Here is a 25,788-nt window from a genome sequence, read left to right as displayed (position 1 = left end):
CAGGCCCGGCGCGTTGGGCGCCGGGCCTGGGATCTACAAACGAGGGATTGACTTCACATTCACTCCGCACCCCGACACTCTCCGGGACGCGGGACTGGTAAGTGACTGCTCAGTGACCACCACCTCCTGTGACTGCCGGTTATGTCGAAGCTCGTGTACATCAGCGACTGTACAACTGCTCCCCCAAAATGTCTACAGTCATCACTACAGATTTCTTCTACCGGTGACCGGTCAGTTCAAGATCGGCATCGGCGCGGTTTCCGGGAATGTGACAGGCAGCGCCGTCAGCGCCCGGTGGAAGGGACCGGGGCGCCACGTCAGCTCCGACTCGGGCACCGCGAGTTTCATCTCGGGCAGCGCATCGAGCAGTTGATCGATGGCCTCCTGGACGATCAGATAGGCGGGGGATTTGGCGGGGCAGCCGTGCGGGCCGGTGCTCCAGGCCAGGTGGGCGCGGTTGTCGAGGAACTCGCCCGTGCCGATGGCCGGATCGGTGTTGCAGGCCGCCATGCTGATGAGCACCGGCTGATGCGCGGGCAGCCACACCCCTTCGACCAGAATCGGCTGACGCGGATAGGTGATGCAGTGGTTCGCCATCGGCGGATCGGTGTAGAGCACCTCGTCGAGCGCGTCGCGCGTCGACAGGCTGCCACCGAGGATGCTGCCGGCGAAGCGCTGATCGGTGAGGATCAGCCGCACCGTGTTGAGGATCAGGTTCAACATCGGTTCGATACCCGCGCCGTACATGGTGAGCAGCTGGTTCATCAGCTCCTCGTCGTTGAGCCGGGCCGGGTGCTGCACCAGGCGGGTGGTGACATCGTCACCGGGGTCGAGCTGTTTGTGCCGGATCTGTTCGTACAGCGCGTCCTCGAGCATCTGACCGCCCTGCGCCGCGCTCGCGCCGCCCTCGAAGATCGCCGCCATACCCGCGGCCGCCCGGGCGCCGATGTCCTCGGGGACACCGAGCATCGAGTTCAGAGCCGCGAAGGCGAGCGGGAAGGCGTACTGACTCAGCAGTTCCGCACTGCCGTCGCCGCAGAACGTGTTGATCAGGGGGATCGCGAACTGCTCGACGGTGCGCTGCAACCGGTACAGGTCGACCCCGGCCAGGCTGGCCACGGTGGCCTGCCGGTAGCGGGCGTGCTCGGCGCCCGCGGTGCGCAGGGCATTGGGGCGGTAGCGCATCATCGGCAGCACCGGGCAGTCTTCGGGCACGGTGCGTTCCCACATGCGGGCGTCGGCGGGGAAGTGGTCGGGATCGTTGAGGATCTGGACGGCGGTGCGATAGCCGATCACCAGGGTCGCGGGCACGCCGGGCACCAGATCGACCGGGACCAGCGAGCCGAAGCGGCGCCGCATGTCGCGGTAGGTGCTCTGCGGGTCGGCCGCGAACTCCTCCGAGTACAACGCCACCCTGGCCTGCCCGCTGTTCGAGTCGGGGGAGATCGGGGTGAGGCCGAAGGAGGTCTCGAGCGTCACAGCGACGTCTCCGATCGACGGAACTCGTCGCGCCGGGGCGCGGCACCCAGCTCGCGGCCGACCCGTTCGGCCAGATCGTTCATCCGGTGCGCGACGAGTCCGAGATCGACATCCGCCGTCGTCGCGACACCGAGCAGGGTGCCTGCCCCGGCGGCGGTGATCAGGATCATCCCCTCGTCGTATTCGGTCATGTTCTGGCGCACCGTATTCGCGAAACCGCCGCAGAACTCGCCGAGCGCCTTGCCGAGCGAGCGCAACCCGGAGGCCGCGGCGGCGAACCGTTCGGCCTCGTCCTTGCTGATACCGGGCGAGTGGGCCACCCGTAGACCGTCGTCGGATAACAGGACCGCGAACCGCACGCCGTCGAGCTCCAGATCGTCCAACAGCCAAGCCAGGCGGTTGGTGCTGTCGGTGAGGGAAGTGCTCATCAGCTGTCCTGTCCGTCGATGGAACGTTCGGCCGCGGCGCGACCGTGCCGGGATCCGCTGTGCCAGGCGGTGACCAGTTCCGGCCTGCCGGGCGATTCCCCGCCCCCGGCCCGGCCGGTGGCGGGGGCAACGACTCGTCGCGTGCGTTTGGGTAAACCGCCGGGGGTCGTGTCGGGTGCCGTGTGTTCGGGTGGGGCCGCCACAGCCACCGTCTCGACTTCCCGTGGCTCGGAAACATCCTCTCGCACAACGGGTTCCGGTGTGGCATCGGCCTGCTCGAGTTCGTTCGAGCGGGTTTCGGACTTGTCGACGAGCAGCGCGGAGGGGATGAAGACCATCGCGCGGGTGCCGCCGTAGACGTTGGGACCGTCGACGTAGGCCGCGAAGCCGTAGCGTCGTGCCAGCGCCGCCACACCGGGAAAGCCGATCTTCGGTGACGGTCCGAGTGCGTTGATGTCGATCACGCGCTCGCCCGACAGGATCTGGCGCGCCTCCTCCATCTGTTCCTGGCTCATCCGCACGCCCGCGTCGTCGATGATCAGGGTGACGCCGTGGTGCCCCTGCTGGAAGGCGACATCGACGAACGACGAAGGCGGCGAGTAGCGCAGGGCGTTGTCGAGCAGGGTGGCCACGGTGTGCACCAGTGGCTCGACGGCGCGGCTGATGACCACCCGGTCGCAATGTCCCGCCCGCACCCGCAGGTAGTCGCGGACCCGGCTGGTCGCGCCCGCGACCACATCGTCGACGGTCTGTTGCGGCCAGCGCCTGCCGGGCAGGCCGCCGGAGACGAGCACGTAGGACTGCGCCTGCCGGATCATCTGCTGCACGGTGTGGTCGATGCGGCTCAGGGTGCCGTACACCTCGTCGTTGCGGTTCTCGCGCAGCGCGTTGCTGACCACCTGGCCCACATCGGCACCCAGGCTCACCACGGTGGTGCCGAAGGCGCGCACCGCGTTGCCCGTCGCGGCCCGGGCTTCCGCGGCGACCTGCGCGCGGGTCTCCGCGCGGACGGCCTCCACCCGGTCGTCGGCGCGTTCCTGCGCCTCGTGTTCCACGGTGAGGCGGGTTTCCTCGCGCACCAGGGCGAGATCGTCGGCGTGCTCGGCCGCGATCCGGGCGATCTTGTGCGCGAACGGCGAGTCCCGCAGCTGGGCGGGGACCTCGGCGGTGACGTCGGGTTCGTCGTGGCGGCGGATCGCTTCGGTGATCCTCGGCAGGGTCGCCTCGATCAGGCGTGTCATCGCCTCGTCGTGCGCGTAGAGCTCGCGTTCGGCCGAGGACAGCCGGGCGCGGACGTGACGCTCGTTGCGCAGCGCGACCAGAGCCACCGCGACAGCGCCGAGCAACACCAATGTTGCGATACCGAACAAGAACACCGCGATTGTCGGGGTCATCGGTTCCTTTGTCGTCTCACCGGCCGAAGAGCCTGGTGGCCGGAACCTCGCCGGTCCCTCCGGCGAGACTGTTGCCGGTGGTGCAACCGTGCGAGTGCGGCCTGTCCCCGTCCCGCTGTGCTGCGCTTCCGGCGAATCCGCACACACCTTATCAGTGCGTATTTCGCGGTCGGAAAGTGTTGGTACCGAAAGTGATTCGCCCCTATTCCGCATCCGGTGACGGCGCGCCAAGGTATATGTGACACGAAGTTCCATTTACACTTGAATGGAACCGCCGGTACCACTAAACTGAGCAGTGGAACCACCGCTAGGAGACACCGATGACGTTGTCCACTTACCACGATATTCTGCAGGGCTTGTCCGAGGGATCGGTGAGCAAGCACTTCGATCCCTATGTCGACATCGATTGGGACGCACCGGAAATGGCGGTGCATTCCGACGACCCCCGCTGGATCATGCCCACCGAGGACCCGCTGGGTCGCCACCCCTGGTACCGGGCCCAGCCCGAGGAACTCCAGATCGCCATGGGTATGTGGCGGCAGGCGGGCATCGCCAAGGTCGGTATCGACTTCGAACAGCTGCTCATCCGTGGCCTCATGCAGTACCTGATCTCGGTACCGAACGGTGATCCGGAATTCCGGTACGTCACACACGAGGCTGCCGAAGAGTGCAACCACACGATGATGTTCCAGGAGATGATCAACCGCATCGGCTACCGCGATGTGATCGGCATGGGCCCGATCGACCGGAAGCTGACGATGGTCATCTGGCCCGCGGTGAAGTATTTCCCCGAGTTGTTCTTCACCCTGGTGCTCGGCGGTGAGGAGCCGATCGATCACCTGCAGAAGTCGTTGCTGCGCGGGGGTTTCGACCTGCATCCGATGGTGCACCGGGTGATGCAGATCCATGTCGCGGAGGAGGCCCGCCACATCTCCTTCGCGCACGAGTATCTGCGCAAGAACGTGCCTGCGATGCATCCGGCCACCCGGTCGCTGCTCTCTGTGCTGTTCCCCGTCGTGATGCGGGTGATGCTGTCGATGATCGCCACCCCGCCGAAGGAATTCGTGGAAAAGTTCCACATTCCGGGCGAGGTGATGCGCGAGGCGTACTGGGGTAGCACCGAATCCCGGCACACCAAGCGTGACGTGTTCACCGACGTGCGCGCGCTGGCCACCGACATCGGCCTGATGAACCCCGTCGCCAAACTGGTGTGGCGGGCGCTCGGCATCGACGGCCCTGTCTCGCGCTATCGCAGCGAACCGGCCCGCCGGGTCACCGCGTGATCCCGGAGAGCTGGGCTGCCCCCACCGAGGTGCTGCTGCCCGACGCCGATCCGTTCTATGTGCCACGCGACGGATTCGACAGATCGGCGCCGGGCACGCTGTTGCGCTGGCGTCCGGTGGAATTGGCGGCGTTCGGGCTGATTCCGCTGCGGGCGCGGGCCTGGCAGCTGCTGTATCGCAGCAACGATCTCAACGGTGTACCCGAGGCCGCCGTCACCACGGTGATCGCCCCGGCCGACGGTGTCGCCGACGGCGCGCCGCTCGTGTCGTTCCAGTGCGCGATCGACGCCATCGCGCCGCGCGCCTTTCCGTCCTACTCGCTGCGTCGTGGCTCGCGGGCGATCGGCACCTGTGCCCACATCGAACTGCTGCTCTTCGCCGACGCGTTGTCCCGGGGCTGGGCGGTGTCGGTGCCCGACCACGAGGGCATGCTCGGCGCGTGGGGTGCGCCACGCGAGCCGGGCTACCGCGCCCTCGACGGCATCCGCGCGGCCCTGGCCTTCGAACCGGGCGGTCTCGCACCCGACGCCCAGGTGGGCTTGTGGGGCTACTCGGGAGGTGGCCTCGCCTCGGCGTGGGCCGCCGAGATGGCGCCCACGTACGCGCCCGAACTCGATATCGCAGGCGCGGTACTCGGCTCACCGGTCGGTGACCTCGTCTCCACCTTCCACCGGCTCAACGGCGGCTTGCACGCTGGCTTGCCGACATTGGTGGTCGCGGCGCTGCGGCGGGTGTATCCGGCGTTCGCCGAACTGGTCGACACCTATTTCTCCGACGAGGGTCGCGCGGTGCTCGACAAGGCGGCGGAGTCGACGACGGTGGGTGCGGTGCTGCGGCTGGCCAGGTACAGCATCGACCGGCACTCCGGTGCGCCCATGACCGAACTGCTCGCCCTCGAGGCGATGCTCGAGATGTTCGCCGACCTCACCCTGGGCGACCGGGCGCCCGCGGCGCCGCTGCTGGTGACCCAAGCGGTGCACGACCAGATCATCGCGGTCGACGACATCGACGCGCTCGTGCAGCGTTACCGGGCCAACGGCGCGCACGTGACCTACCTACGCGACCGGCTCAGCGAGCACCTGAGCCTGCTGGCCGGCTCGGCCCCGCTGAGCTTGAACTGGCTGGCCGACCGCTTCGCCGGGCTGCCGGTAACCCCCTCGCAGACCAGGACCGTGCTGAGCGTTCTCGGTCTCCCTGCGGGTCGCCACGGCCTGGCCGACCTGGTCAGGGCTGTGGTGCGGGTCCTGTTCGCGCGCCCGATCACCAAGTCGGTGACCGGGCGCGAGCTCGCGAGCCCGGCGAAGCGGGACCAGCGCGCCGCCTGACCGAACCCTGAACTTACTCACTGGTAAGATACTGGCCCGTAGGGACTGCCGACGGCAGCCGGTGAGATAAGGGGTTATCGGTGGGGATTGTGACCGATGTACCGCGCGCGGTACGGAATGTGTGGGCCGTCTCGTTCGGCGGTGGGCTCGAATCGGGCGAGCCCACCCCGTCGACGACGGTGTACGAGCGACCGCACCGCCATCTGAAGCGGTACGAGGCCGGCCACGCCGGGGGAAATCCGGTGCTGCTCGTGCCGCCGCTGGCGGTGACCCCGGCGTGCTTCGATCTGCGACCCGGTCAGAGCCTGGTCCGCCACCTGATCGAGCAGGGGCGACAGCCGTACGTGATCGATTACGGCCAATTCGGTTACGCCGACCGGAACCTCGGCCTCGAGGACTGGATCGACGACATCCTGCCCGAGGCCGTCGCACGGGTCGCCGCCGAACACGACCGGCCGGTAGACCTCATCGGCTGGTCGCTGGGCGGGGTCTTCTCGCTGCTCACCGCCGCCGCCAACGCCGACCTGCCGATCGCGTCCATCACCGCGCTCGCGGCCCCCATCGACCAGCGCCGCACCCCGCTGCTGGCGCCGATGCGCCTGGCCGCCAAGGTGACCGGTGGCAAGGAGATGGCCCTGGCCACCCGGATCATGGGTGGCATCCCGCAGGAATTCGTGCGTCTGGGCTTCCGGCTGCAGGCACTGGACCGCGAGATCACCAAGCCCGCCTACCTGATCCGCAACGCGCTCGACACCGAGGCGCTGGCCCGGCTCGAGGCGACCGAGCGGTTCATGTCCTCGATGCCGGGTTACCCGGGGCGTTCCTACTGGCAGATCCACCGCAGCCTGGTGCTGCGCAACGAACTCGCCGAGGGCTATATCCGGCTGCGCTCGGATCTGGTGATCGAACTGGCCAAGGTCACCTGCCCCGTGCTGCTGCTCGGCAGCCGCGGCGACGCGGTGGTGCCGGCGTCGTCGGTGCGGCGCGGCCTGGACGTGCTGCCGAACGCGGAGGTGGAATTCGTCGAGGTACGCGGCGGTCACCTGGGATTGCTCGCCAGCGCGACCGCCGCGCAGATCACCTGGCCGGCGATCGACGAGTTCCTCAGCCGCTGACCGCCTGGGCCGAACCGTGCCGGGCCCGCAGTTCGTGCTTGACGACCTTGCCGCCCGCATTGCGCGGCAGGGCGTCGATCACCACAAGCGCCTTGGGGTGCTTGTAGCGGGCCAGGTGCGCGTCGAGGTGGTCGGCGAGCTCGGCGAGGGTGATGTCGCCGTCGTCCTCGGTGACCACGACGGCGACGGGCACCTCGCCCCACTTGTCGTCGGCCCGGCCGATCACCGCCGCCTCCCGGATGCGGGGATGGGCGAACAGCACGTTCTCCACCTCGGCGCAGTAGATGTTCTCGCCACCGGAGATGATCATGTCCTTCTTGCGGTCGACGACGTAGACGAAGCCCTCCTCGTCGCGGCGCACCAGATCGCCCGAGTGGAACCAGCCGCCGGCGAACGCGTCGGCGGTCGCCCGCGGGTTGTTCCAGTACTCGCGCATCAAGGTCGGTCCGCGATAGACGATTTCGCCCACCTCGCCGGGGCCGACATCGTTCATCTCGTCGTCGACGATGCGGGTGGCGATGGTCGGGATCGGCTTGCCGACCGAACCGAGTTTGCGGATCGCGTCCTCGCCGTCGAGCACACAGGTGATCGGTGACATCTCCGTCTGTCCGAACACCGCGACGTTCAGTGCATTCGGGAACGTCTCGGCCATCGCGCGCAGCACGGTGTCGGAGGCGGGGGCGGCGCCCCAGCTGATCACGCGCAAACGCAGATCCCGTTGAGCCACGGTGGGATCGGCGCACACGATCTGCCACTGGGCGGGCACGAGGAACACCGAGGTGGCCCGTTCGCGCTCCCAGGCGTCGAGCACCTCGGTGGCGTCGAAGGCCTTGAGCGGGTGGATCACGGTGAGCGCGCCGAGCACGAAACACGCGGCGACACTGCCCAATCCGGCGATGTGGAACAGTGGTGAGGCGCAGAAGGCGATGTCGTCGGCGCGGTACTGCATGGCCCGGATACAGGTGAGGGCCTGGGAGTTCATGTTCAGGTGGGTCAGCACCGCGCCCTTGGGATTACCGGTGGTGCCCGAGGTGTACATGATCAGCGCGGCACTGTCTTCGGGGACATCGAGCGGCTCGTGCGGGTCGCCCTGTTCGGCCAGCAGGTCGTCGTAGCCGAGGACACCGTCACCGGTGGTGCCGCCGACCACGATCCGGGTGGCAAGCGCGTCGGTCTGCGCGGCGACGGCGCCGACCAGCGGGGCGAGCACCGCATCGGTGATGATCGTGCGCGCACCGCTGTCGGTGACCTGGTAGACGATCTCGGGCGGGGTGAGGCGGAAGTTCACCGGCACCGCGATGGCGCCGAGAGTGTTGATCGCGAACACCGACTCGATGTACTCGGCGTTGTTGAGCATCAGGATCATCACCCGGTCGCCCTGGCCGACACCTCGGCGTGCGAGCGCGTCGGCCAGGCGTTGCACCCGGTCGTGCAGTTCGCCCCAGGTGGTCGTCTTACCGAGGAACCGCAGCGCGGGCGAATCGGGAATCGTGGTGGCGTGGATCGCGATCTGGTTCATCCAGTGATTGCGTCGCGAGCGCATCGGTTCGGTAGCGGTTGACATCTCGTCTCCTGCGGAACGCCGGACTCAGGCCGGATCGGTGATGGGGTGGACGGCGCCGTCGAATCGTGGCGCCCGGCGGGTGAGCATCGCGGTCATTCCCTCGAGGAAATCGGCGGAGGTGAGCAGTTCGGACTGGCCCGTCTTCTCCCTGGACAGGGCGGCATCCAGTCCGGCGAGGGTGGCCGCGTTGAGCGCGGCCTTGGTGAGTTGCAGCGCCCGCCGCGGTCCGGCGGCGAGCTTGGCGGCGACGGTTTCGACGTGTGCGCCGAGCTCTTCCGACGGAATCGCGCGGGTGATGAGGCCCGCGGTGGCGGCCTCGGTAGCGGGCAACCGGGCGCCGAGCAGGGCGAATTCGGCGGCGCGGGCGCGGCCCATGGACGCGGCGACCACGGCCGTCGCGCCACCGTCGGGCATCAGCCCGATCGAGGTGAACGGCAGCAGCAGATAGGCCTCCTCGGCGGCGTAGATCAGGTCGGCGGCCAAGGCGATGGACGTGCCGACACCGGCGGCGGGACCGTTGACCTGCGCGATCACCGGCAGCGGCGAATCGACGATGGCCCGAATCAAGTCGTTGGCGCGATCCATCACCACCTCCGGGGACGCCTCGTTGCCACCCGCCGCGCTGGCCGCGGCCAGATCCGCACCGGTGCAGAACGCCGCCCCCGCCCCCGTCAGCACGATGACCCGCACCGACGGCGTCGTCGCGGCCGCGGTGACCAGGTCGCACAGCTCGGTCATGGTCGCCAGATCGATGGCGTTCATCCGCGCCTGGCGGTCGATCGTGATCCGCAGGACGCCGTGTTCCTCGGTGCTGAGAACGCTCGCGCTCATCGGGCCACCGCCTCGACGATCGAGCCGGCCAGGCGGTCCGCGATCAGTTCCTCGGCCTCACGCACCATCCGGTCGATCAGATCGGCGCAGGTGGGGATGTCGTGGATGAGACCCTGGCATTGTCCGACGCTCCAGATGCCCGCGTCGAGGTCGCCCTCCTCGTAGACCTTGCGCCCGCGCGCACCGGCGACCAGATCACGCACATCGGCGAAAGTGCCGCCACCACGCTCGATCTCGACCACCTGGCGGCTGACGGCGTTGTCGGCCACCCGGGCGGTGTTGTGCATGGTGCGGAAGATCAGCTTCGTGTCGAGCTCGGTGTTGGCCACGATCTTCTCCTTCACGGCGTGCGCGATCGGTGACTCCACGGTGCACAAGAACCTCGTGCCCATGTTCACACCGTCGGCGCCGAGCGCCATGGCCGCGACCAGGCCGCGCGCGTCGGCGATCCCGCCGGAGGCGATCATCGGGATCTCGAGCTCACGAGCCGCGGCCGGGATGAGGACCAGGCCGGGGGTGTCGTTCTCGCCGGGGTGACCGGCGCATTCGAAGCCGTCGATGCTCACACCGTCGACGCCGACCTGCTGTGCCTTGAGGGCGTGCTTGACGCTGGTGCACTTGTGCAGCACCTTGATGCCCGCGTCTTTGAGGAACGGCAGGTGGGTGGCCGGATTGCCGCCGGCGATCTCGACGATCTTCACCCCGCCGTCGATGATCGCCTGGCGGTACTCCTCGTAGGGCGGCGGAGTGATGGACGGCAGGATCGTCAGGTTCACCCCGAACGGCTTGTCGGTGAGATCCCTGGTGCGGGCGATCTCTTCGCGCAATGCCTGCGGGGTGGGCTGGGTGAGGCCGGTGATGATGCCGAGACCACCCGCTTCGGACACGGCGGCGGCGAGTTCGGCGCGGCCGACCCACATCATCCCGCCCTGCACGATCGGGTGCTCGACACCGAATGCCTCGGTGAATCGGGTGCGCAGCATCGCGCTCTCCCTCCGGATTCAGACGTTCCCGCCGGTCGCGGGCAGAACCAGGACGGCTCTGGGCAACCGGACAGAATCATGATTAACTTAGCGAGAATTGTGATTAACTTAATGGCGGCCGACGCGGCCTGTCAACACCTCGTGCGGCGAGTTGCCCGCCCAGTGGAACCGCGCACCGCCACACCGCGAACGAGTGACCTGAAGGAAGGTCGACAATGACCGAAACCCCCACCGCAACACCGATTTCTGCGACAATGATCGCCACCGCGAGCCCGGCCACCGGCGAGCCCGTCGGCAGCTGGCCGGTCGACGACGCCGAGCGGGTCGCCGCCGTTGTCGCCCGGGCTCGCGTGGCCGCACAGTCATGGCGCGAACTCGGGTTCACCGAGCGGAAGCGGGCGTTACAACGCTGGGCGTCCCAGCTGGTGCTGCGCGCGGACGAGTTCTGCGCGCTGATCCACGCGGAGAACGGCAAGCCGCTCGACGACGCCTACCTCGAGGTCGTCACCGCGGTCGAACACCTCAACTGGGCCGCCGAGAACGCGCAGCGCGTCCTGAAGCCCAAGAAGGTCTGGCCGGGGCTGATGATGGCCAACCACGAAGCGGTGATCGAGCAACGCCCGCACGGTGTGGTCGGTGTGATCGGCCCCTGGAACTACCCGGTGTACACCCCGAACGGGTCCATCGCCTACGCCCTAGCCGCCGGCAACACCGTCGTGTTCAAGCCGAGCGAGCTCACCGTCGGCATCGGGCACTGGTACGTGAACGCCTTCGCCGAGGCCAACCCCGGCCTGCCCGAGGGAATCCTGAGTGTGCTGACCGGGCCGGGGGAGACCGGCCGTGCGCTGGTGGAGTCCGGTGTCGACATGATCGCCTTCACCGGCTCGACCGCCACCGGCAAGCGGATCATGGCGGCGGCCGCCGAACGGCTCACCCCGGTCGTGCTCGAATGCGGTGGCAAGGACGCGGCCATCGTCGCCGAAGACGCCGACGTGGCGGCGGCCGCCGACGCGATCGTGTGGTCGGCCATGGCCAATTCCGGGCAGACCTGCGTGGGCACCGAACGCTGCTACGTGGTCGCCTCGGTGTACGACGAGTTCCTGACCGAACTGACCAAGCGGGTGCGCGAGCTCGTACCGGGCTCCGACGGTGACGCCGCCTACGGGCCGATGACGTTGCCGGCCCAGGTCGATGTGGTCGCCGAGCACGTCGACGCCGCCCTCGCCGACGGCGCGACCGCCCTGGTGGGTGGTGCCGATTCGATCGAGGCGCCGTTCGTCCGCCCGATCGTGCTCGTCGACGTCCCGGAGAACTCCCTCGCGGTGCGCGAGGAGACCTTCGGCCCGACCCTGACGGTGCGCAAGGTGGCGGATGTGGCCGAGGCGATCCGCCTGGCCAACGACTCCCGCTACGGACTCGCCTCGTCGGTGTTCTCCCGCAAACGCGGTATGGCCATCGCGCGCGAACTGCGGGCGGGCGCCACCTCGGTGAACAGCCCCGCCGCCTACGCCGCCATTCCCGCGCTGCCCTTCGGCGGCGTGGGGGAGTCCGGCGTCGGCCGGATCCACGGTGCGGCCGGGCTGCTCGGCTTCACCCGCCCGCATTCGATCGCGCGGCAGCGCTTCGCGATCCCCGGCATGGCGCTGCAGTCGTTCGCCAGAACCGAATCGACCATCGCGATGGTCAAGAAACTCACCGTGCGCCGCTTCGGCCGCGCCAAGTAGACCCAGCAATCAGGAAGCAGAGGAACAGTATGGGCGTCGAATTCACCTCGGAACAGAAGGATTTCGCCGCGGCGGTCGCCGCGTTCGCCAAGCGTGAGGCGGGCACAAGGGCCCAGCGTGACGAGCTCACCGATCACGACACCGAACAGCACAACCCGGCGGTCTACGCGAAGATGGCCGAGCTCGGCTGGCTGGGGCTGACGGTGCCCGAGGAGTACGGCGGGTCGGCGGCCTCGATGGTCGACATGTGCATCCTGCTCGAGGAGACCCACCGGGGCATGCTGCCGATCGGCGCGATCGGGCCGACCCTCATCACCGGCGGCGCCTACGCCAAGTTCGGCACCGACGCGCAGAAGGAGAACGTGCTGCGCGGCATCGTTCGCGGTGCGTCGCAGTCGATCTCGATGTCGGAACCCGAGGCGGGCTCGGATGTGGGCAACCTGTCGACGAAGGCGGTCAAGACCGCCGACGGCTGGCTGATCAACGGCCAGAAGACCTGGTGTTCCAACGCCCACATCTCCGAGAACATCCTGCTCGTGGCCCGCACCTCCAAAGAGGGCGGAAAACACGAGGGGCTCACCATGTTCCATGTGCCAGCCGACACCCCGGGGCTGCAGATCACCCCGATCGAGCTGATGGGCAACCAGAAGGAAACCAACGACCTGTACTTCACCGACTGCGTGCTCCCCGAGGACGCGGTGGTCGGCGAGGAGGGCAACGGCTGGCGTCAGCTGATGACGGGCCTGAACTTCGAGCGGCTGATCCTGGCCGCGATGAGTCTCGGTGCCGCCGAGCGTGCTTTCGCCGACACCCTGGAGTTCGTCACCCAGCGCAAACAGTTCGGCAGGCCGGTCGGCACCTTCCAGGCGCTGCGGCATCGGCTGGCCGATCTGGCCACCGAGATCGAGTGCACCAAGCTGCTGATCTACAGCGTGGCCCGCGAGGCCGACGCGAATCCGGACAAGATGCTGGCGCGTGAGGCCTCGATGGCCAAGCTCAAGGCCACCGAGACCGCCAAGCGGGTGGCGCTCGAGGGCATGCAGATGATGGGCGGCTACGGGTACGCGCGCGAGTTCGACATGGAAAAGCATGTGCGCGGCGCCCTGGTGTCGACCATCTTCGGCGGCACCAGCGAGATCCAGCGCGACATCATCGGGCGCACGCTGGGCCTGTGAGCTGCCGGGTTCTCGCCGCCGCTGTCGTTGGGGGGTGGCGGCGAGAACCCGCGCGCGCGGCTCTCGTACCGTGGGCGGCATGGCCGAACGCATGGTTGTCATCGGCGCCGACGCGACAGGCATGTCGGCGGCCTCGCAGGCGCGCAGGCTGCGCGGCGCCGACGAACTCGAGATCGTGGTGTTCGAGAAGGGCAGGCACGCCTCGTATTCCGCGTGCGGCATTCCGTACTGGGTCAGCGGTGACGTCCCCGAGGCCGACGACCTGATCGCCCGCACCCCCGAGGAACACCGCGCCCGCGCGATCGATCTGCGCATGCGCACCGAGGCGATTGAGCTCGATGTCCCTGGGCGGCAGGTGCGCTCGCGCGACCTCGACACCGGCGCCGAGACCTGGACCGGTTACGACAAGCTGGTGCTCGCCACCGGCGCCACCCCGATCCGCCCGCCCCTGCCCGGCATCGACGCCGACGGTGTGTTCGGCGTGCAGACCCTCGACGACGGTGAGGACCTCATCGAGGCGCTGGTTTCGGCGCCGGGACGCGACGCCGTCGTCGTCGGCGCGGGCTATATCGGTGTCGAGATGGCCGAGGCGCTCATCCGGCGCGGGTTCCGGGTCACCATGGTGACCCGGGGTCCGGAGCCCATGTCGACTCTCGATCCCGATATGGGTGCGCTGGTCCGAGAAGCTATGGACGGGATGGGAATCCGGTTGGTCACCGACACCGAGGTGACCGGTATGCGCACCGACGCCGACGGCCACGTGTGCGCGGTGACGACCGCCGACACCGAGTACCCGGCCGACGTGGTCGTCCTCGGCATCGGCGTGCGGCCGGCCACCGATCTCGCCCGGCGTGCAGGACTGCCGCTCGGCGAATCCGGTGGTCTGCTCACCGATCTCGCGCAACGCGTCCGCGGCCACGACAACATCTGGGCGGGCGGTGACTGCGTGGAGGTACTCGACCGGGTCTCGGGCACAATGCGCCACATCGCACTCGGTACCCACGCCAACAAACACGGTCAGGTCATCGGCACCGGCATCGGCGGCGGGTACGCCACTTTCCCCGGCGTCGTCGGCACCGCCGTCAGCAAGGTCTGCGATCTCGAGGTGGCCCGCACCGGGCTGCTCGAGCAGGACGCCGAGCGAGCCGGCCTGCAATTCCACGCCGTCACCATCGAATCCACCGGGCGCGCGGGCTATTTCCCCGGCGCCGAACCGATGACGGTGAAGATGCTCGCCGAACGTCGCACCGGCAGGCTGCTGGGCGCGCAGATCGTCGGGCGCGAGGGCGCGGCCAAGCGCGTCGACATCGCCGCGGTCGCGCTCACCGCGCGGATGACGGTGGAGCAGATGACGGCCCTCGACCTCGGCTACGCGCCGCCGTTCTCGCCGGTGTGGGATCCGGTGCTCGTCGCCGCCCGCGCCGCCACCCGTGCGGTGGCGCGCGGCGACTGAACGAATCAGCGGGGGAGTGGACGACCGAGGGTGACGGTCTGGAGCAGCCGGACCACAAGATCCTGCGGGCAGATCCCGTCGTCACCGAAGACCCGTCCGAGGTCGACCACCAGACTGAACGCGGCATGGACCAGGATCCTGGCCTCACCGATCGACAGCTCCGGCCTGGCCTCGGCGACGAGTTTCGCCCACTCGGTGATGATGAGTTGCTGCAGGTGACGCAAGGTCACCTGATCGGCCTGGTCGACATGGGTGAACTCGGCGTAGTAGACGAAGGTCAGCGCCCGTTCGTCGAAAGAGCCGGCGACATAGAGATCGATGAGCGTTCCCAGCGCCTCGGCGGGCATCTCGGCGGTATTGATCGCCGTCGGGATCGCCGCCGACACCCGGTCGGCGGCACGCCGGAACGCCGCCGCGAGCAGGTCGCTCTTGCTGCGGTAGTAGCGGTACACCGCGGAGGCCGCCGACAGATCGGCGGCTACGGCGATGTCTTCCATGCTCACATTGGGATAGCCACGCTCGTGGAACAGCTCGACCGCTTTGCGCAGCAGCAGTTCGTGTTTGAACGGTTGCGGCAGGTCGGGGCCCCGCCGCGCCGACGCCGTGCTCGGCTCACCGCGCAGATCGGCGTCGACCAGCGCCCAGCAGGTCGACTTCAGCAGCTGGGCAAGGGTTTTCGCCGACAGGCTCGCGTGGTGGTCGCCGATGCTGCTGACCACCGCGAACACCGACACCGCGCGCACGGCACGGTCGTGCCCGTCGAGTTCGGGGCGCACGTCACGGATCAGGCCACGCAGTGCGGCGATCGCGGTGACGAACTGCCCGGTGAAGTCCGTGAAGTCGGCGGGCTCGAGATAACGCCGCTCCCACCGGGCAAGTGCCACGGTCGGCCGGTTGGTGACGGTGGCGGCGATGATCGCGTCGAAGACATGATCCAGCCGTTCCCTCGCTGACCACCCCTCGGCCTCGGGCGGCAATTCGACCGCGGCGAGCGCCAGCCCCGACAGCCGCAGCAATTCCTCCCGGAACAACGCGTACTTGCTCGGGAAGTGGCGGTAGAGGGCGGCGGAACTGATGTCGAGCCGACGGGCGATGTCGTCCATGCTCACGCCGTGGTAGCCGTGCGCGCCGAAGGCCGCCGCAGATTCGGCCGCGATCTGGGCACGCCGGTTCTTCGGCCTGCGCCGGATCTGCCGCGTCGGGGCGGCGGGTTCGTCGATCTGCTTGCTCGTCATCTCGCCTGTCATGTTATCGCCTGTGCGAACCTGGTCAGCTCAGCTGATCGGGTCACTGGGCCGGCATCGCCGTCAGCGGGGAGTTCACCTTCTCGACCAGCCAGCGGCCACCGTCGTTGTGCAGACTCATCACCATCGACAACTGGCCGGGCTTGGCCTTGTGCTCGGTGCCGAGACTCGAGATGGTCGTGCCGATCACCACGATGGCCTCGGCGGAGTCCTCGTCGCCGGCGCGCAGCGCGCACTGGGTGTCGGTGGCCTTCGAGGTGACCTGGCCCTGGGTGAGGGCATCGCGCAGCTCGGTGCTCGTCGCTTCGAACTGCTTCTTCCAGTCGCCGGTGGCGCCGTCGAGGACGGCCTGGAAATAGCCGTCGAGGCTCTTGCTGTCGTAGTCGGCCAGGACCGGGGCGTAGCGGCAGGCGGCTTCGCGGGCGCCCTGCTGGGCGGCGAGCAGGTCCTTGCTCTCCTTGTTCTCGAGGAACAGGATCACCGAACTCGCCACCGAGGCGCCGACGACGAGTGCTGCCGCCGCGCGCAGGACGAGGGACTTGCGCCCGGCGGTCCACCGCGCGGCGCCGGCCGCTTCGGGCTTCGTGGTCTCCACGGCAGGTGCGTCGGCTTCGGTTGTGCCGGTGTCTTTTTCGTCTGTGCTCATGGGGTCATCTCCTCATCGGGGTGCGGGCACCGCGGGCTGGGACAGTTCGTCGCCGGTCACACCGGGCGGCGGGCCCGCGCCGTTGTCGGGGCCCGGGGGTCGTGGCGCGTTGGCCGAGCCGCGCACCTGCAGTGCGGGGTTGTCGGTGACGCAGTAGTTGTAGAGCCGCACCCTGGTGTCGGTGGTCGGCGTGGTCGGCACGATCGGGACCGTGTCGTAGTCGCAGGTCGGGCGCGGCCACGGATCGACGAGGGTGAAGAAGGCGTTGTCGTGGGCCGGGATGCCGACCGCTTCGGCGAAGCGGCTCAGCGTGGGGAAGAGCAGCTCGATGGCGGGCTGGCGCAGTTTGGCCGCCCGGGTGATCGCGACGAAGTTCGTCACCAGGTCGGTGATCGGGTCCTGGGTACGCGAGACGAACCCACCGAGCGTGGCCAGCTGCCCCGGCCCCTCCTCGAGCAGGTGCCGCAACTCCGCGTCGGCGGCGGTGAACTGCTGGAACAGCGCGCTGCCCGCGTGGGTGATGGTGCCGAGGTCGGGTTGGGCGTGCGCGGTGGTCGAGGCGATGACCTCCAGATTGCGCAAGAGGTGCTCGGTCTGCGGGAGCAGATCGGTGAGCCCGGCCATCGCACGGCTGAGCCCGGAGATCATGTTGCGCAACCCGTCGGGTCCGCCGGCGAGGGCTTTGTCGAGCTCGTCGACGATGACATTGAGCCGCTCGGGATTCAGCCCGCTCACCAGGCCGGTCATATTGGCCAGCACCGACTGCACCTGCACGGGCACCGCCGTGTCGGCGCGGGCGATCACGGCGCCGTCCTCGAGATAGGGACCGGTCTCGGTTTCCGGGCGGAAATCCAGGTACTGCTCACCGGCCGCCGACAGGCGGGCGACCGCCACCCGGCCACCCCGCGGGATCCGGGTGCCCTCCTCGATCTGTGCCACGGCGGCGATGCCGTCACCGGAGACACGCACGTCCTGGACCCGGCCGACCCGGACCCCACGGAACGTGACATCACTGCCCGCCGTGAGCCCGCCCGAGGTGGCCAGCTCGACGGTCACCTCGTAGGGCGAATCGGTCGGGTCGATCCGCAGGACCACCCCGCCCAGGTACAGGGCGCCGAGCACCAGGACCACGACGAGGCCGGCATTGGCGACCGCGACGCGGCGCCGCACCAGCCACTGCCACAAGGGTGAGTTCATCGCGGACCCTCCTGCGGTGTGCTGTTGAGACGGCCGGTGACCTTGGCGATCACCTCGGCGAGGCTGCCGATGAAGGCGGGCACATCGGTGCCGTCGGGCCAGCGGCTGCCGGTGGGATCGGTGACCGCGCCGACATCGAGGTAGGACAGGATCGCCCCGACCGAGAGGTTCGGCCCCCGCATGCTGTCCATCACCGAGGGATAGATCTGGTTGAAGCCGTCGAGGGCGCCGGTGAGGTCGTCGCCCATTCCCACGAACCCGTTCATCAGGTTCTGGATGCTCTGGAACAGGCTCACGAACTGCGGCCCGTTGGTGGCGCTGAAGTCACCGAGGGCGTCCATGGTGATCGCGACCCGGTTGATGAGATCGACGATCGCCTGATTGTTCTCGGCGAACAATCCGATCAACTGGGGGAAACTGTCGGCCGCCGCACCCAGTTCGGCTTTGCGCCTGGCCAATTCGCCCGTGAGCACCTGCAACCCGCCGAGGGTGGCGTCGAGATCGCCGGTGCGCTCGTTGAGCGCGGTGATGACCGAGGTCATCTCGCCGATCAGGTGCTGCAGCTGGGGCGCTTTGCCCGCGAAGATCGAGTTCAGTTCTGAGGTGATCTCGGCGGCCTGATTGATGCCGCCACCGTTGATGAGCATCGAGACCGACATCATGAGCTGTTCGACCGAGGCGGCCGAGGCGGTGTGCTCGGTGCCGATGGTCGCGCCCTCGCGCAGCGGCGGACCGGCGTTCGCTTCGCTCGGCAGGGTCATGGCGACGAAGACGTCGCCCAGTGGCGTCGCCTGCCGCAACTCCACGGTGGTGCCCTGCGGCAGCCGGATGTCCTCGCGGATGAGCATCTCCACATCCGCCAGGAACGAGGTGGTCGAAATACCGGTCACCACACCGATATCGGTGCCGCCGATCTTCACATGGGCCCGGTCGGGCAGGTTGAGTGCGTCGCGGAAGGTGGCGTGCACGGTGTACCCGGGACCGCCGATCCCGGGCTCGGGCATCGGCAACTGGGCGACGGTCATCGAGCAGCCGGCGCTCGATGCCGCGACGGCGGCCGCGCACAGGGCGGCGGCGACGGTCCTGCGCAGTGTCTTTGGGTGCATGGTCATTTCGTGAGTCCCAACAGCGCGGCGGTCAAGCCGAAATCCGGGCCCATATCGGAGATCTTGCCGGTGCGGCAGCCGTCCAGACGCATCTGCACGCGCTCACAGAACGTCGCGAGGATCTCGCTGTCGAGCACGATCTTGTCGAGCAGGCCGTGCAGGCGAAGGGCTCGATGTTCCCGGCTGATCGCGTTGTCGAAGTTCTGGAACATCAGCGGGCCCACGTCGATGATCTCGGTGAGATTGCGGGCGTTGGCCCGCATCTGGGCGGCGATGTCGACGAACTTGGTGAGCGCGCCCGCGAGCTGAGTCTCGTTCTGGCCGACCAGCGAGGACGTGTTGGTGATGAAGTCGTCGAGTTGCTTCAGCACCGCCTGCAAGCCGGGAGACTGCTGGGCGAACAGCGCGACCAGTTCGGTGATCCGCCCGCTGAAATCGCGCACGGTCTGGTCGTTGTCGGCGATGATCTGGGTGATCTCGCCGAGCCGGACCACGGCATTGGCGATCTGGTCCTTGTTGGCCAGGGTCACCTCGAAGGCCGCCGACAGTTCGTCGAGCGTGGTGCGCAGCCGGTCGCCGTTGCCGTCGAGCAGCGGGAACAGCACCCGGCTCGCCATCGGCCCGCTCTGGCTGTCGCCCTTCAGCGCCTCACCGAGCTGATCGAAGTTGGCCAGGATGCGGTCCAATTCGACCGGGGTCCTTGTCTTTCCGAGCGGAAGATGGGCGCCGTCGGCGAGCTCGGGACCCGACCCGGTGTAGGCGGGTGCCAGTTCGACGTGCCGGTTGGTGATCAGCTGCGGGGAGATCAGGGCCGCCATGGCGTCGGCGGGAATGCGTACATCGCGATCGACCTTCATCACCACCTCGACATAGCTGCCGCGTGGAGTGACCGAGTCGACGATGCCGACCGGGACCCCGAGCACCGCGACCTCGTTGCCCGGGTACAGCCCGGACACGTTCTCGAAGTCGGCGCTGATGGTCTTCTGCTCACCGAGCGCGCGGTCGGCGAACCCGGACACACTGTCGGGCACCAGAGAACAGCCGGTGGTCACGGCCAGAGCCAGGCACAGCGCGGCCAGTTTGCTCGAACGTGTCGTCCTCATCAGTTGCACCCCTGTACGGCCTGCGCGAAGCACAGCCAGTTGTCCGGGAAGATCCACGGTGCCCAGATCTCGCCGTAGGGGCCGTTGCCGAGCAGATTGTTGAACTGCCGCAACGTCACCGGGGCGATCTCGTAGAGCCGGTCCAGGTTCTCCTTGTTCTTGGTCAGGCCGTCCGCCATGGTGTTGAGATTGGTGATCAGCGGTGCGAGCTCGCCGTTGTTCTCGACGCCCATCTCCTGCAGCAGCCGCGACATCTGCGCGACGTTGTCGAGCAACTGGGTGAGCAGGGTCTGGCGTTTCTGCACGGCAGCGCCGATCGCCTCGCCCCTGGTGATCAGGACGAGCACGCTGTTGCGGTTGTCCGACACCAGTTGCGAGACCTGATCCAGGCTCTTCAGCAGGGTGTCGACCTCGTCGCGCCTGCTGTTGATGACCTGGGCCAGCGCGCCGATGCTGTCGAGGGCCTGCACCGCCATGGCGGGGGAGTCGCCCAGCTGGCTGCTGAACACATCGAGCGCGGTGCGCAGCTTGTTCGGGTCGATGCGTTCGATCCGCTCGAACGACGACGAGTACTTCGGGTCCTGGATCACCTTGCTCAGGTTGTAGGGCACGGTGGTGTTCTCGAGCTTGATCCGGTTGTCCGGCAGCCCTTTTCCGTCGCCGGGGCGCAGGTCGATGTGCAGCCTGCCGAGGATGGTCGACATCTCGATCGCCGCGTGTGCGTCGGCGCCGAGGCGGATGTCACGACGGATGCGCAGCGCCACGTCGACCCGGTCGTTCACCAGTTCCACCGACTGCACCTCGCCGACCTCGATGCCCGAGATGTCGACGGTCGCACCGGGCCGCAACCCGGCGGCTTGGGCGAATTCGGCATGAATCGTCTTGTCGCCCAGCTGGATCCGGGCGAGCAGATTCGAACCACCGAGCAGCACGAGCACCGAGGCGGCCGCGATCAGACCGAGGCGCAGATTCCGGTTGTGCCGCAAGAATTCCGGGACGCGGGGCCGGTTCATCGGCACACCCCCGACTGCGCGTTGCCGCCGACCTGCGAGAACAGGCCCTCGGGCAGCAGCACTCCCCACAGCGACACATCGAGGCGGCACAGGTAGGCATTGCCGTAGGTGCCGTACTGGGTGAAGCGGGCCACGCCGTTGAGGAAGTCGGGCAATTGCACCGCGCCGCGATCGAGGGCGGCACCGTTGGCCAGCAGCATCGCCACGCCCGTCGTCGCGTTGCGCTGGGCGTCCGATACACCGGGCTTGACCTGTTCGATAATCGTGACCAGCGAGTTCGTCGCACCGGCCACCCGTTCGACCGAACTCTTCAACGATTCTCCTTCGGTGTAGAGCCCGTCCATCAGGCTGCGGGTCTGGGTGATCAGGGTTTCCAGTTCGCCGCTGCGGTTGGCCAGCCCCGCCATCACGGAACTGAGATTGCTCAGCACGTCACCGAGGATCTGATCGCGTTCCCCGAAGGTGGCGGCCAGCTGGGCGGCCTGGGTGATGAGCGCCGACAGCGACACCTCGTTGCCCTGCAGCGCCTGGATGAGTGTTTCCGACAGCGAATTGATCTGGTCGGGCTGCAGCACGCTGAACAGCGGCTCGAAGCCCGACAGCAGCGCGGACACGTCGAACGACGGTTCGGTCCGCTCGAGCGGAATCTCCGATCCCGGTGCGACGACGGTGCCACCGTCGGTGCCCGGTGCCAGCGCGAGATAGCGCTGACCGATGAGATTCTGATACCGCACCAGCGCCTTGGTCGTGTCGGTCAGGCGCTGGCGTTCCTCGATCCGGAAATCGACACGGGCGGTGTAGTTGTCGGCGAAATCGATCTTGTCGATCCGCCCAACGCGCACGCCCGCCATCCGGACGTCGTCGCCGACGCGCAGCCCGAGCACATCGGTGAACACCGCCGAATAGCTGCTGGTGTTGCCGGGCACGCTGCGTTGCAGCGTCGACCAGATCGTGTAGGTGAGCACGGTCGCCAGGACAGCGAAGAGGCTGAACCCGATGAGTGCTTTGGTGGATTTCACTGTCGGACACCGTCTTCTGTGTCGGGAACGAGGGGCGTGTCGCCGAGGATCGAGCTGAGCAACAGCAACTGGCTGAACGTCGGCCTCCCGCCGACCAGCGCCGATATGGCGTCGATGCCGGTGAGCCGTTGTGCGGCCGGGGTGGCGGCGGGTGTGGGTTCGACCGCCGCGGCCGGTGCCGTGATCCCCGGGATGGCGGGCAAGCCCGGGATCGGGGGCAGGCCGGGGATCGCCGGAACGGTGATGCTCGGGAGCGCGGGGAGCTGCGGCACCGCGGGCACCACCGGTGCGGGCCCCGCGGCCTCGAGCCGATTCGGCAGCATGCCGGGCGGATACTCCTGCGGTGGTGCGACTTCCGGGACGGTCGGGCCGCCGCAGCGGGGGCCGGTCATCTCGCCGTAGCGGGGGCAGTCGGCGGCGGTGTATTGCTGGAAGGGCGTGAACGTCACATCCATTCGCCAGGTCATCTGCCTGCGCGGCCCGAAGTTGAAGACCTGCTGCAGATTACGCAGCGACACATTGAGGTTGGCCGCTGTCGTCTGCAGTGCGCCGGGATCGCGGGCGATGCCGCCGAGCAGGTCGTCCAGCCCCGCGACGAGTTCCTTGCCCGCGTTCGGGTTCGCACCGAACAGCACGTTCACCGATTCCACGGCACTGTTGCCCTGCACGAGCAGTTCGATCAGGTCGGTGCGGTGCTCGTTGAGGGTGCGGGCGGAGTTCACCGAATCGGCGAGCACACCGACCAGTTCCGGCGCCGACTGGCTCAGCGCCGTCGACGCGCGGCCGAGATTGCCGAGCAGGTCACCGATCTCGGGAATCTGGTGCACGGTCGTGAGCCACTGATCCAGGCGCTCGATCGTCGAGCCCGGCACGCGACCGGACGGCTCGAGCGCCGCCGACAAGGTGGCGAGCACCCGGCCGAGCTTCTCCGGCTGGATGGTGGTGAGCACGTCGCGCAGGGTGTTGAGCGTGGTCTGCAGCTGGATGGTCGCCTCGCTGGTGTCCTCCGCGATCACCGCACCCGCGCGCAGGCCCGAGGCGGCGGCGCCGTTGTCGACCAGTTGGATGGACGAGACACCGAAGATGTTGTCGGGCACCACACGGGCGGTGACGGTGTCCGGAATCGTCTCGGCCAGGCCGGGTTTCAGCTCGAGAGTGGCTCGCTGGCGTTCGCCTGCCGCGACCATCTCCACCGAGCCGACGACGCCGACGATCATGCCGCGGAACTTCACATCCGCGCGCTGCGGTAAGCCGTCACCGGTGCTGGTGAGGTCGGCGCCGACGGTCACCGTTTCCTCGAACTCGCCGTTGTAGCGCAGGGCGAGCAGATACAGCGCGACCGCGAACGCCGTGATCACCGCCAGGCCCGCGGCGGTGAGCTGCACGGGTTTGGGGCCGCGGCCGCTGAGATCGAGAATCATCCGATCGACCTATCCCGAGATCCGGAACCCGGGGTCGATGCCCCAGATTGCAAGCGTGAGAAAGAGATTCGTAAAGACCATGACGACGATGACCATCTTGATCGCGCGTCCGGCCGCCACTCCGACGCCTTCGGGCCCGCCGGTGGCGACGAAGCCGTAGTAGCACTGGATGAAGGCGGCGATCAGCACGAAGACCACCACTTTGAGCAGTGAGAAGAAAACGTCGGGGCCGAGCAGGAATTGGTAGAAGTAGTGGTCGTAGGTGCCCGCGGTCGTGCCACCGAGGAACAACACCGACAGCTTGGTCGCCACATAGGCCACCGCGAGACCGACGGTGTAGAGCGGAATGATGGTGATGGTCGCCGCGAGCATCCGGGTGGTCACCAGGTACGGCAACGGCCGGATGGCGATGGACTCGAGCGCGTCGATCTCCTCGGAGATCCGCATCGAACCGAGCTGGGCGGTGAACCGGCAACCCGACTGGATGGCGAAGGCGAGCGTGCCGAGGATCGGCGCGATCTCCCTGGTTGTCGCGAAGCCGGAGATCGCGCCGGTGAGCGGGCCCATGGTGAGCAGGTTCAGCGCCGAGTAGGACTCCATGCCGACGGTGATTCCGCCGAACGCGCACAGCACGATCACCACGCCGACCGTGCCGCCACCGACGATCAGCGACCCGTTGCCCCAGCCGACATCGGCGACGAGGCGGGCGACTTCCTTGCGGTAGTGGCGCAGCGTGAACGGGATCGCCAGCAGCGCCTGGAAGAACACGATGGCCTGATGACCGAGCCGCTGATTGGCCTGGATCGGCACCTTGGCCGTGGCCGCCAGCGCCTGCACCGGCCGCATCGCGGGTGGGATGTATTCGGCGGCCACGTCACACCACCTTCGCCGGGAAGAGGGCGTTGTAGAGCTGGGTGACGATGATGTTGGTGGCGAACAGCATCAGCGCCGAGGTGACCACCGCCGAGTTCACCGAGTTCGCGACCCCGCCGGGGCCGCCCTTGGTGTGCAGGCCGATATCGCAGGCGATGATCGCGGTGAGCGCACCGAAGATCGCCGCCTTGAACAGCGCGACCAGCAGGTCGTTGGCCACCGCGAACGAGGCGAACGAACTGATGAACGAACCCGGTGTGCCGTGCTGGGCATACACATTGAACAGGTACGCGGTGGCGAAGCCGACGAACACGATGAACCCGCACAGCAGCATGCTCACCACCACCGCGGCCACCAGGCGGGGTGCCACGAGCCTGCGCACCGGGTCGACGCCCATCACCTTCATCGCGTCGATCTCCTCGCGGATCGTGCGCGAGCCGAGGTCGGCGCAGATGGCCGAACCGACCGCGCCCGCGATCATCAGCGAAGTCACCAGCGGTGCGCCCTGACGGATGATGCCGAGGCCGGCGACCGCGCCGATGAAGGTGGTCGCACCGACCTGGTTGACCAGCGCACCCACCTGGATCGAGACGACCACGGCGACCGGGATGGCGACGAAGACGGTCGGCAGGGCCGAGACATTGGCCATGAAGGCGCACTGTTTCACGAACTCCTGGAACGGAAATCGTCGCCGCACCAGCGAAAGGAACAGTTGCACGATCGCGGACCTGCCGAGCAGGACCTGCCTGCCGAGGGTCTCGACCGATCGCTGGGGATGTCGTCGCCAGAGCCCGGTGGCGCTGTCGATGATCCGTTCGACCTCGGACGGTTCGGTGGCCGGTTGTGACGTCATGCGGCACCGATCCTCGTGCTGAGCCAGTGGTCGAGCAGGACGACGAGTCCGGCGAGGGCGGCGAGGCCGAGCCCGAACGCGCACAGAACGGCGATCCACATACCGAATCGGAGCACCGGATTCACCTCGGTACGTCCGCCGAGGATCTTGACGATGGTCACCACCAGATCGATGACCCAGACCAGCGCCATCATCAGGTCATCGTCACATTCGCGAAGGTGAGCACCGGCCAGCACACGATCGACCCGAGGAACGAGATAACCAGGTCCGCGCCGTGGAGATCGCGCAGGTGGCTCGTGTGGGTGAGGGTCCAGATCACCCCGACGAGACCGTAGGGGATCGCGAGAATGATCAGGGTTCCGAGAAATTCGGACACCTTCATCTCGTAGCTGAGAAATCTGTCCAGCCGTCGCAACATGGCGTGCCGCTGTTCCTTCCTGCAGGACCGTGGATCAGCGGGGGCCGGTGGGCGGCCGACGTCGCTGACGGTCGAGTGATGTTGCTTGGTGTTCGGTGGGGAGAAAGGAATCGGCTATTCGGGATCTTCCCCTGGATCATC

At 67.9% G+C, this 25,788-nt stretch carries 24 protein-coding genes; 6 read left to right on the top strand and 18 right to left on the bottom strand.

Translation table 11 applies throughout. The features are described from left to right. Positions 1-231 precede the first annotated feature (231 nt). The 3 genes from AB0F86_RS10110 to AB0F86_RS10100 are packed head-to-tail and all read right to left on the bottom strand — an operon-like array spanning position 232 to position 3,301. Positions 232-1,446, bottom strand: coding sequence for a cytochrome P450 (locus AB0F86_RS10110; protein WP_181697460.1), 1,215 nt, complete (start codon positions 1,444-1,446; stop codon positions 232-234). A 29-nt stretch (positions 1,447-1,475) separates the two neighbouring features. Next, positions 1,476-1,907, bottom strand: a complete 432-nt coding sequence (locus AB0F86_RS10105; protein WP_181697353.1) for a roadblock/LC7 domain-containing protein — start codon at positions 1,905-1,907, stop codon at positions 1,476-1,478. Next, positions 1,907-3,301, bottom strand: a complete 1,395-nt coding sequence (locus AB0F86_RS10100; RefSeq protein WP_356983339.1) for a sensor histidine kinase — start codon at positions 3,299-3,301, stop codon at positions 1,907-1,909. The genes AB0F86_RS10105 and AB0F86_RS10100 overlap by 1 nt, the downstream gene beginning before the upstream one ends. 320 nt (positions 3,302-3,621) lie before the next feature. Here AB0F86_RS10100 and AB0F86_RS10095 point away from each other — a divergent pair, with 320 nt between their 5' ends. The 3 genes from AB0F86_RS10095 (at position 3,622) to AB0F86_RS10085 (ending at position 7,024) form a co-directional block, all read left to right on the top strand. Further along, entirely contained in the window at positions 3,622-4,584 is a 963-nt protein-coding gene (locus tag AB0F86_RS10095) for a diiron oxygenase (protein WP_356983337.1), read from the top strand. Further along, complete coding sequence (locus AB0F86_RS10090) at positions 4,581-5,909, top strand: lipase family protein (RefSeq protein WP_356983336.1); 1,329 nt, start codon at positions 4,581-4,583, stop codon at positions 5,907-5,909. The genes AB0F86_RS10095 and AB0F86_RS10090 overlap by 4 nt, the downstream gene beginning before the upstream one ends. Before the next feature lie 80 nt (positions 5,910-5,989). After that, positions 5,990-7,024: an alpha/beta fold hydrolase gene (locus AB0F86_RS10085; protein ID WP_225279505.1), complete on the top strand. Its 1,035-nt coding sequence runs from the start codon at positions 5,990-5,992 to the stop codon at positions 7,022-7,024. Here AB0F86_RS10085 and fadD5 read toward each other — a convergent pair. From fadD5 to AB0F86_RS10070, 3 genes are read right to left on the bottom strand one after another with little or no spacing between them, the layout of a single operon-like run. Next, entirely contained in the window at positions 7,014-8,588 is a 1,575-nt protein-coding gene (gene fadD5 / locus AB0F86_RS10080; RefSeq protein WP_356983334.1) for a fatty-acid--CoA ligase FadD5, read from the bottom strand. The genes AB0F86_RS10085 and fadD5 overlap by 11 nt on opposite strands. A gap of 24 nt (positions 8,589-8,612) precedes the next feature. Further along, positions 8,613-9,419, bottom strand: coding sequence for an enoyl-CoA hydratase (locus AB0F86_RS10075; RefSeq protein ID WP_225279507.1), 807 nt, complete (start codon positions 9,417-9,419; stop codon positions 8,613-8,615). Next, positions 9,416-10,402 (bottom strand): nitronate monooxygenase family protein, encoded by a 987-nt coding sequence (locus AB0F86_RS10070; RefSeq protein WP_356983333.1) that lies wholly within the window; start codon positions 10,400-10,402, stop codon positions 9,416-9,418. The genes AB0F86_RS10075 and AB0F86_RS10070 overlap by 4 nt, the downstream gene beginning before the upstream one ends. A 215-nt stretch (positions 10,403-10,617) precedes the next feature. Here AB0F86_RS10070 and AB0F86_RS10065 point away from each other — a divergent pair, with 215 nt between their 5' ends. The 3 genes from AB0F86_RS10065 (at position 10,618) to AB0F86_RS10055 (ending at position 14,754) form a co-directional block, all read left to right on the top strand. Beyond that, complete coding sequence (locus AB0F86_RS10065; RefSeq protein ID WP_356983331.1) at positions 10,618-12,126, top strand: aldehyde dehydrogenase family protein; 1,509 nt, start codon at positions 10,618-10,620, stop codon at positions 12,124-12,126. 29 nt (positions 12,127-12,155) lie between these two features. Further along, on the top strand, positions 12,156-13,301 hold the full coding sequence (locus AB0F86_RS10060; protein WP_181697360.1) for an acyl-CoA dehydrogenase family protein: 1,146 nt from the start codon (positions 12,156-12,158) through the stop codon (positions 13,299-13,301). 79 nt (positions 13,302-13,380) lie between these two features. After that, on the top strand, positions 13,381-14,754 hold the full coding sequence (locus AB0F86_RS10055; protein WP_356983330.1) for an FAD-dependent oxidoreductase: 1,374 nt from the start codon (positions 13,381-13,383) through the stop codon (positions 14,752-14,754). 5 nt (positions 14,755-14,759) lie between these two features. Here the strand turns inward: AB0F86_RS10055 and AB0F86_RS10050 are convergent, their stop codons facing one another. From AB0F86_RS10050 to AB0F86_RS09995, 12 genes are read right to left on the bottom strand one after another with little or no spacing between them, the layout of a single operon-like run. Further along, a complete protein-coding gene (locus AB0F86_RS10050) occupies positions 14,760-15,989 on the bottom strand; it encodes a TetR/AcrR family transcriptional regulator (RefSeq protein ID WP_225279510.1) in 1,230 nt (409 codons plus the stop codon). 52 nt (positions 15,990-16,041) lie between these two features. Further along, on the bottom strand, positions 16,042-16,644 hold the full coding sequence (locus tag AB0F86_RS10045) for a hypothetical protein (protein WP_356983328.1): 603 nt from the start codon (positions 16,642-16,644) through the stop codon (positions 16,042-16,044). A 12-nt stretch (positions 16,645-16,656) separates the two neighbouring features. After that, on the bottom strand, positions 16,657-17,841 hold the full coding sequence (locus AB0F86_RS10040) for an MCE family protein (protein ID WP_356983327.1): 1,185 nt from the start codon (positions 17,839-17,841) through the stop codon (positions 16,657-16,659). Next, positions 17,838-18,953 (bottom strand): MCE family protein, encoded by a 1,116-nt coding sequence (locus tag AB0F86_RS10035; protein WP_356983325.1) that lies wholly within the window; start codon positions 18,951-18,953, stop codon positions 17,838-17,840. The genes AB0F86_RS10040 and AB0F86_RS10035 overlap by 4 nt, the downstream gene beginning before the upstream one ends. Beyond that, positions 18,950-20,050 carry an MCE family protein gene (locus AB0F86_RS10030; protein WP_356983324.1) on the bottom strand — a complete coding sequence of 367 codons (1,101 nt, stop codon included), beginning with the start codon at positions 20,048-20,050 and terminating at the stop codon, positions 18,950-18,952. Before AB0F86_RS10030 ends, AB0F86_RS10035 begins: the two co-directional genes overlap by 4 nt. Continuing rightward, a complete protein-coding gene (locus tag AB0F86_RS10025; protein WP_356983323.1) occupies positions 20,050-21,063 on the bottom strand; it encodes an MCE family protein in 1,014 nt (337 codons plus the stop codon). The genes AB0F86_RS10030 and AB0F86_RS10025 overlap by 1 nt, the downstream gene beginning before the upstream one ends. Beyond that, positions 21,060-22,082, bottom strand: a complete 1,023-nt coding sequence (locus AB0F86_RS10020; protein WP_181697368.1) for an MlaD family protein — start codon at positions 22,080-22,082, stop codon at positions 21,060-21,062. The genes AB0F86_RS10025 and AB0F86_RS10020 overlap by 4 nt, the downstream gene beginning before the upstream one ends. Next, positions 22,079-23,503, bottom strand: coding sequence for an MCE family protein (locus tag AB0F86_RS10015; RefSeq protein ID WP_356983321.1), 1,425 nt, complete (start codon positions 23,501-23,503; stop codon positions 22,079-22,081). Before AB0F86_RS10015 ends, AB0F86_RS10020 begins: the two co-directional genes overlap by 4 nt. Before the next feature lie 9 nt (positions 23,504-23,512). Beyond that, a complete protein-coding gene (locus AB0F86_RS10010) occupies positions 23,513-24,376 on the bottom strand; it encodes an ABC transporter permease (protein ID WP_356983319.1) in 864 nt (287 codons plus the stop codon). Between the two features lies 1 nt (position 24,377). Beyond that, positions 24,378-25,229, bottom strand: a complete 852-nt coding sequence (locus tag AB0F86_RS10005) for an ABC transporter permease (RefSeq protein ID WP_181697371.1) — start codon at positions 25,227-25,229, stop codon at positions 24,378-24,380. Then, positions 25,226-25,423, bottom strand: a complete 198-nt coding sequence (locus AB0F86_RS10000; RefSeq protein ID WP_181697372.1) for a hypothetical protein — start codon at positions 25,421-25,423, stop codon at positions 25,226-25,228. Before AB0F86_RS10000 ends, AB0F86_RS10005 begins: the two co-directional genes overlap by 4 nt. Further along, entirely contained in the window at positions 25,423-25,647 is a 225-nt protein-coding gene (locus AB0F86_RS09995; RefSeq protein WP_181697373.1) for a hypothetical protein, read from the bottom strand. Before AB0F86_RS09995 ends, AB0F86_RS10000 begins: the two co-directional genes overlap by 1 nt. Between the last annotated feature and the right edge of the window lie 141 nt (positions 25,648-25,788).

It is taken from the genome of Nocardia sp. NPDC023733, assembly GCF_040639775.1.
In the GTDB taxonomy this organism is placed as follows: Bacteria; Actinomycetota; Actinomycetes; order Mycobacteriales; family Mycobacteriaceae; genus Nocardia; species Nocardia rosealba.
This window is presented reverse-complemented; position numbering and strand designations above follow the sequence as displayed.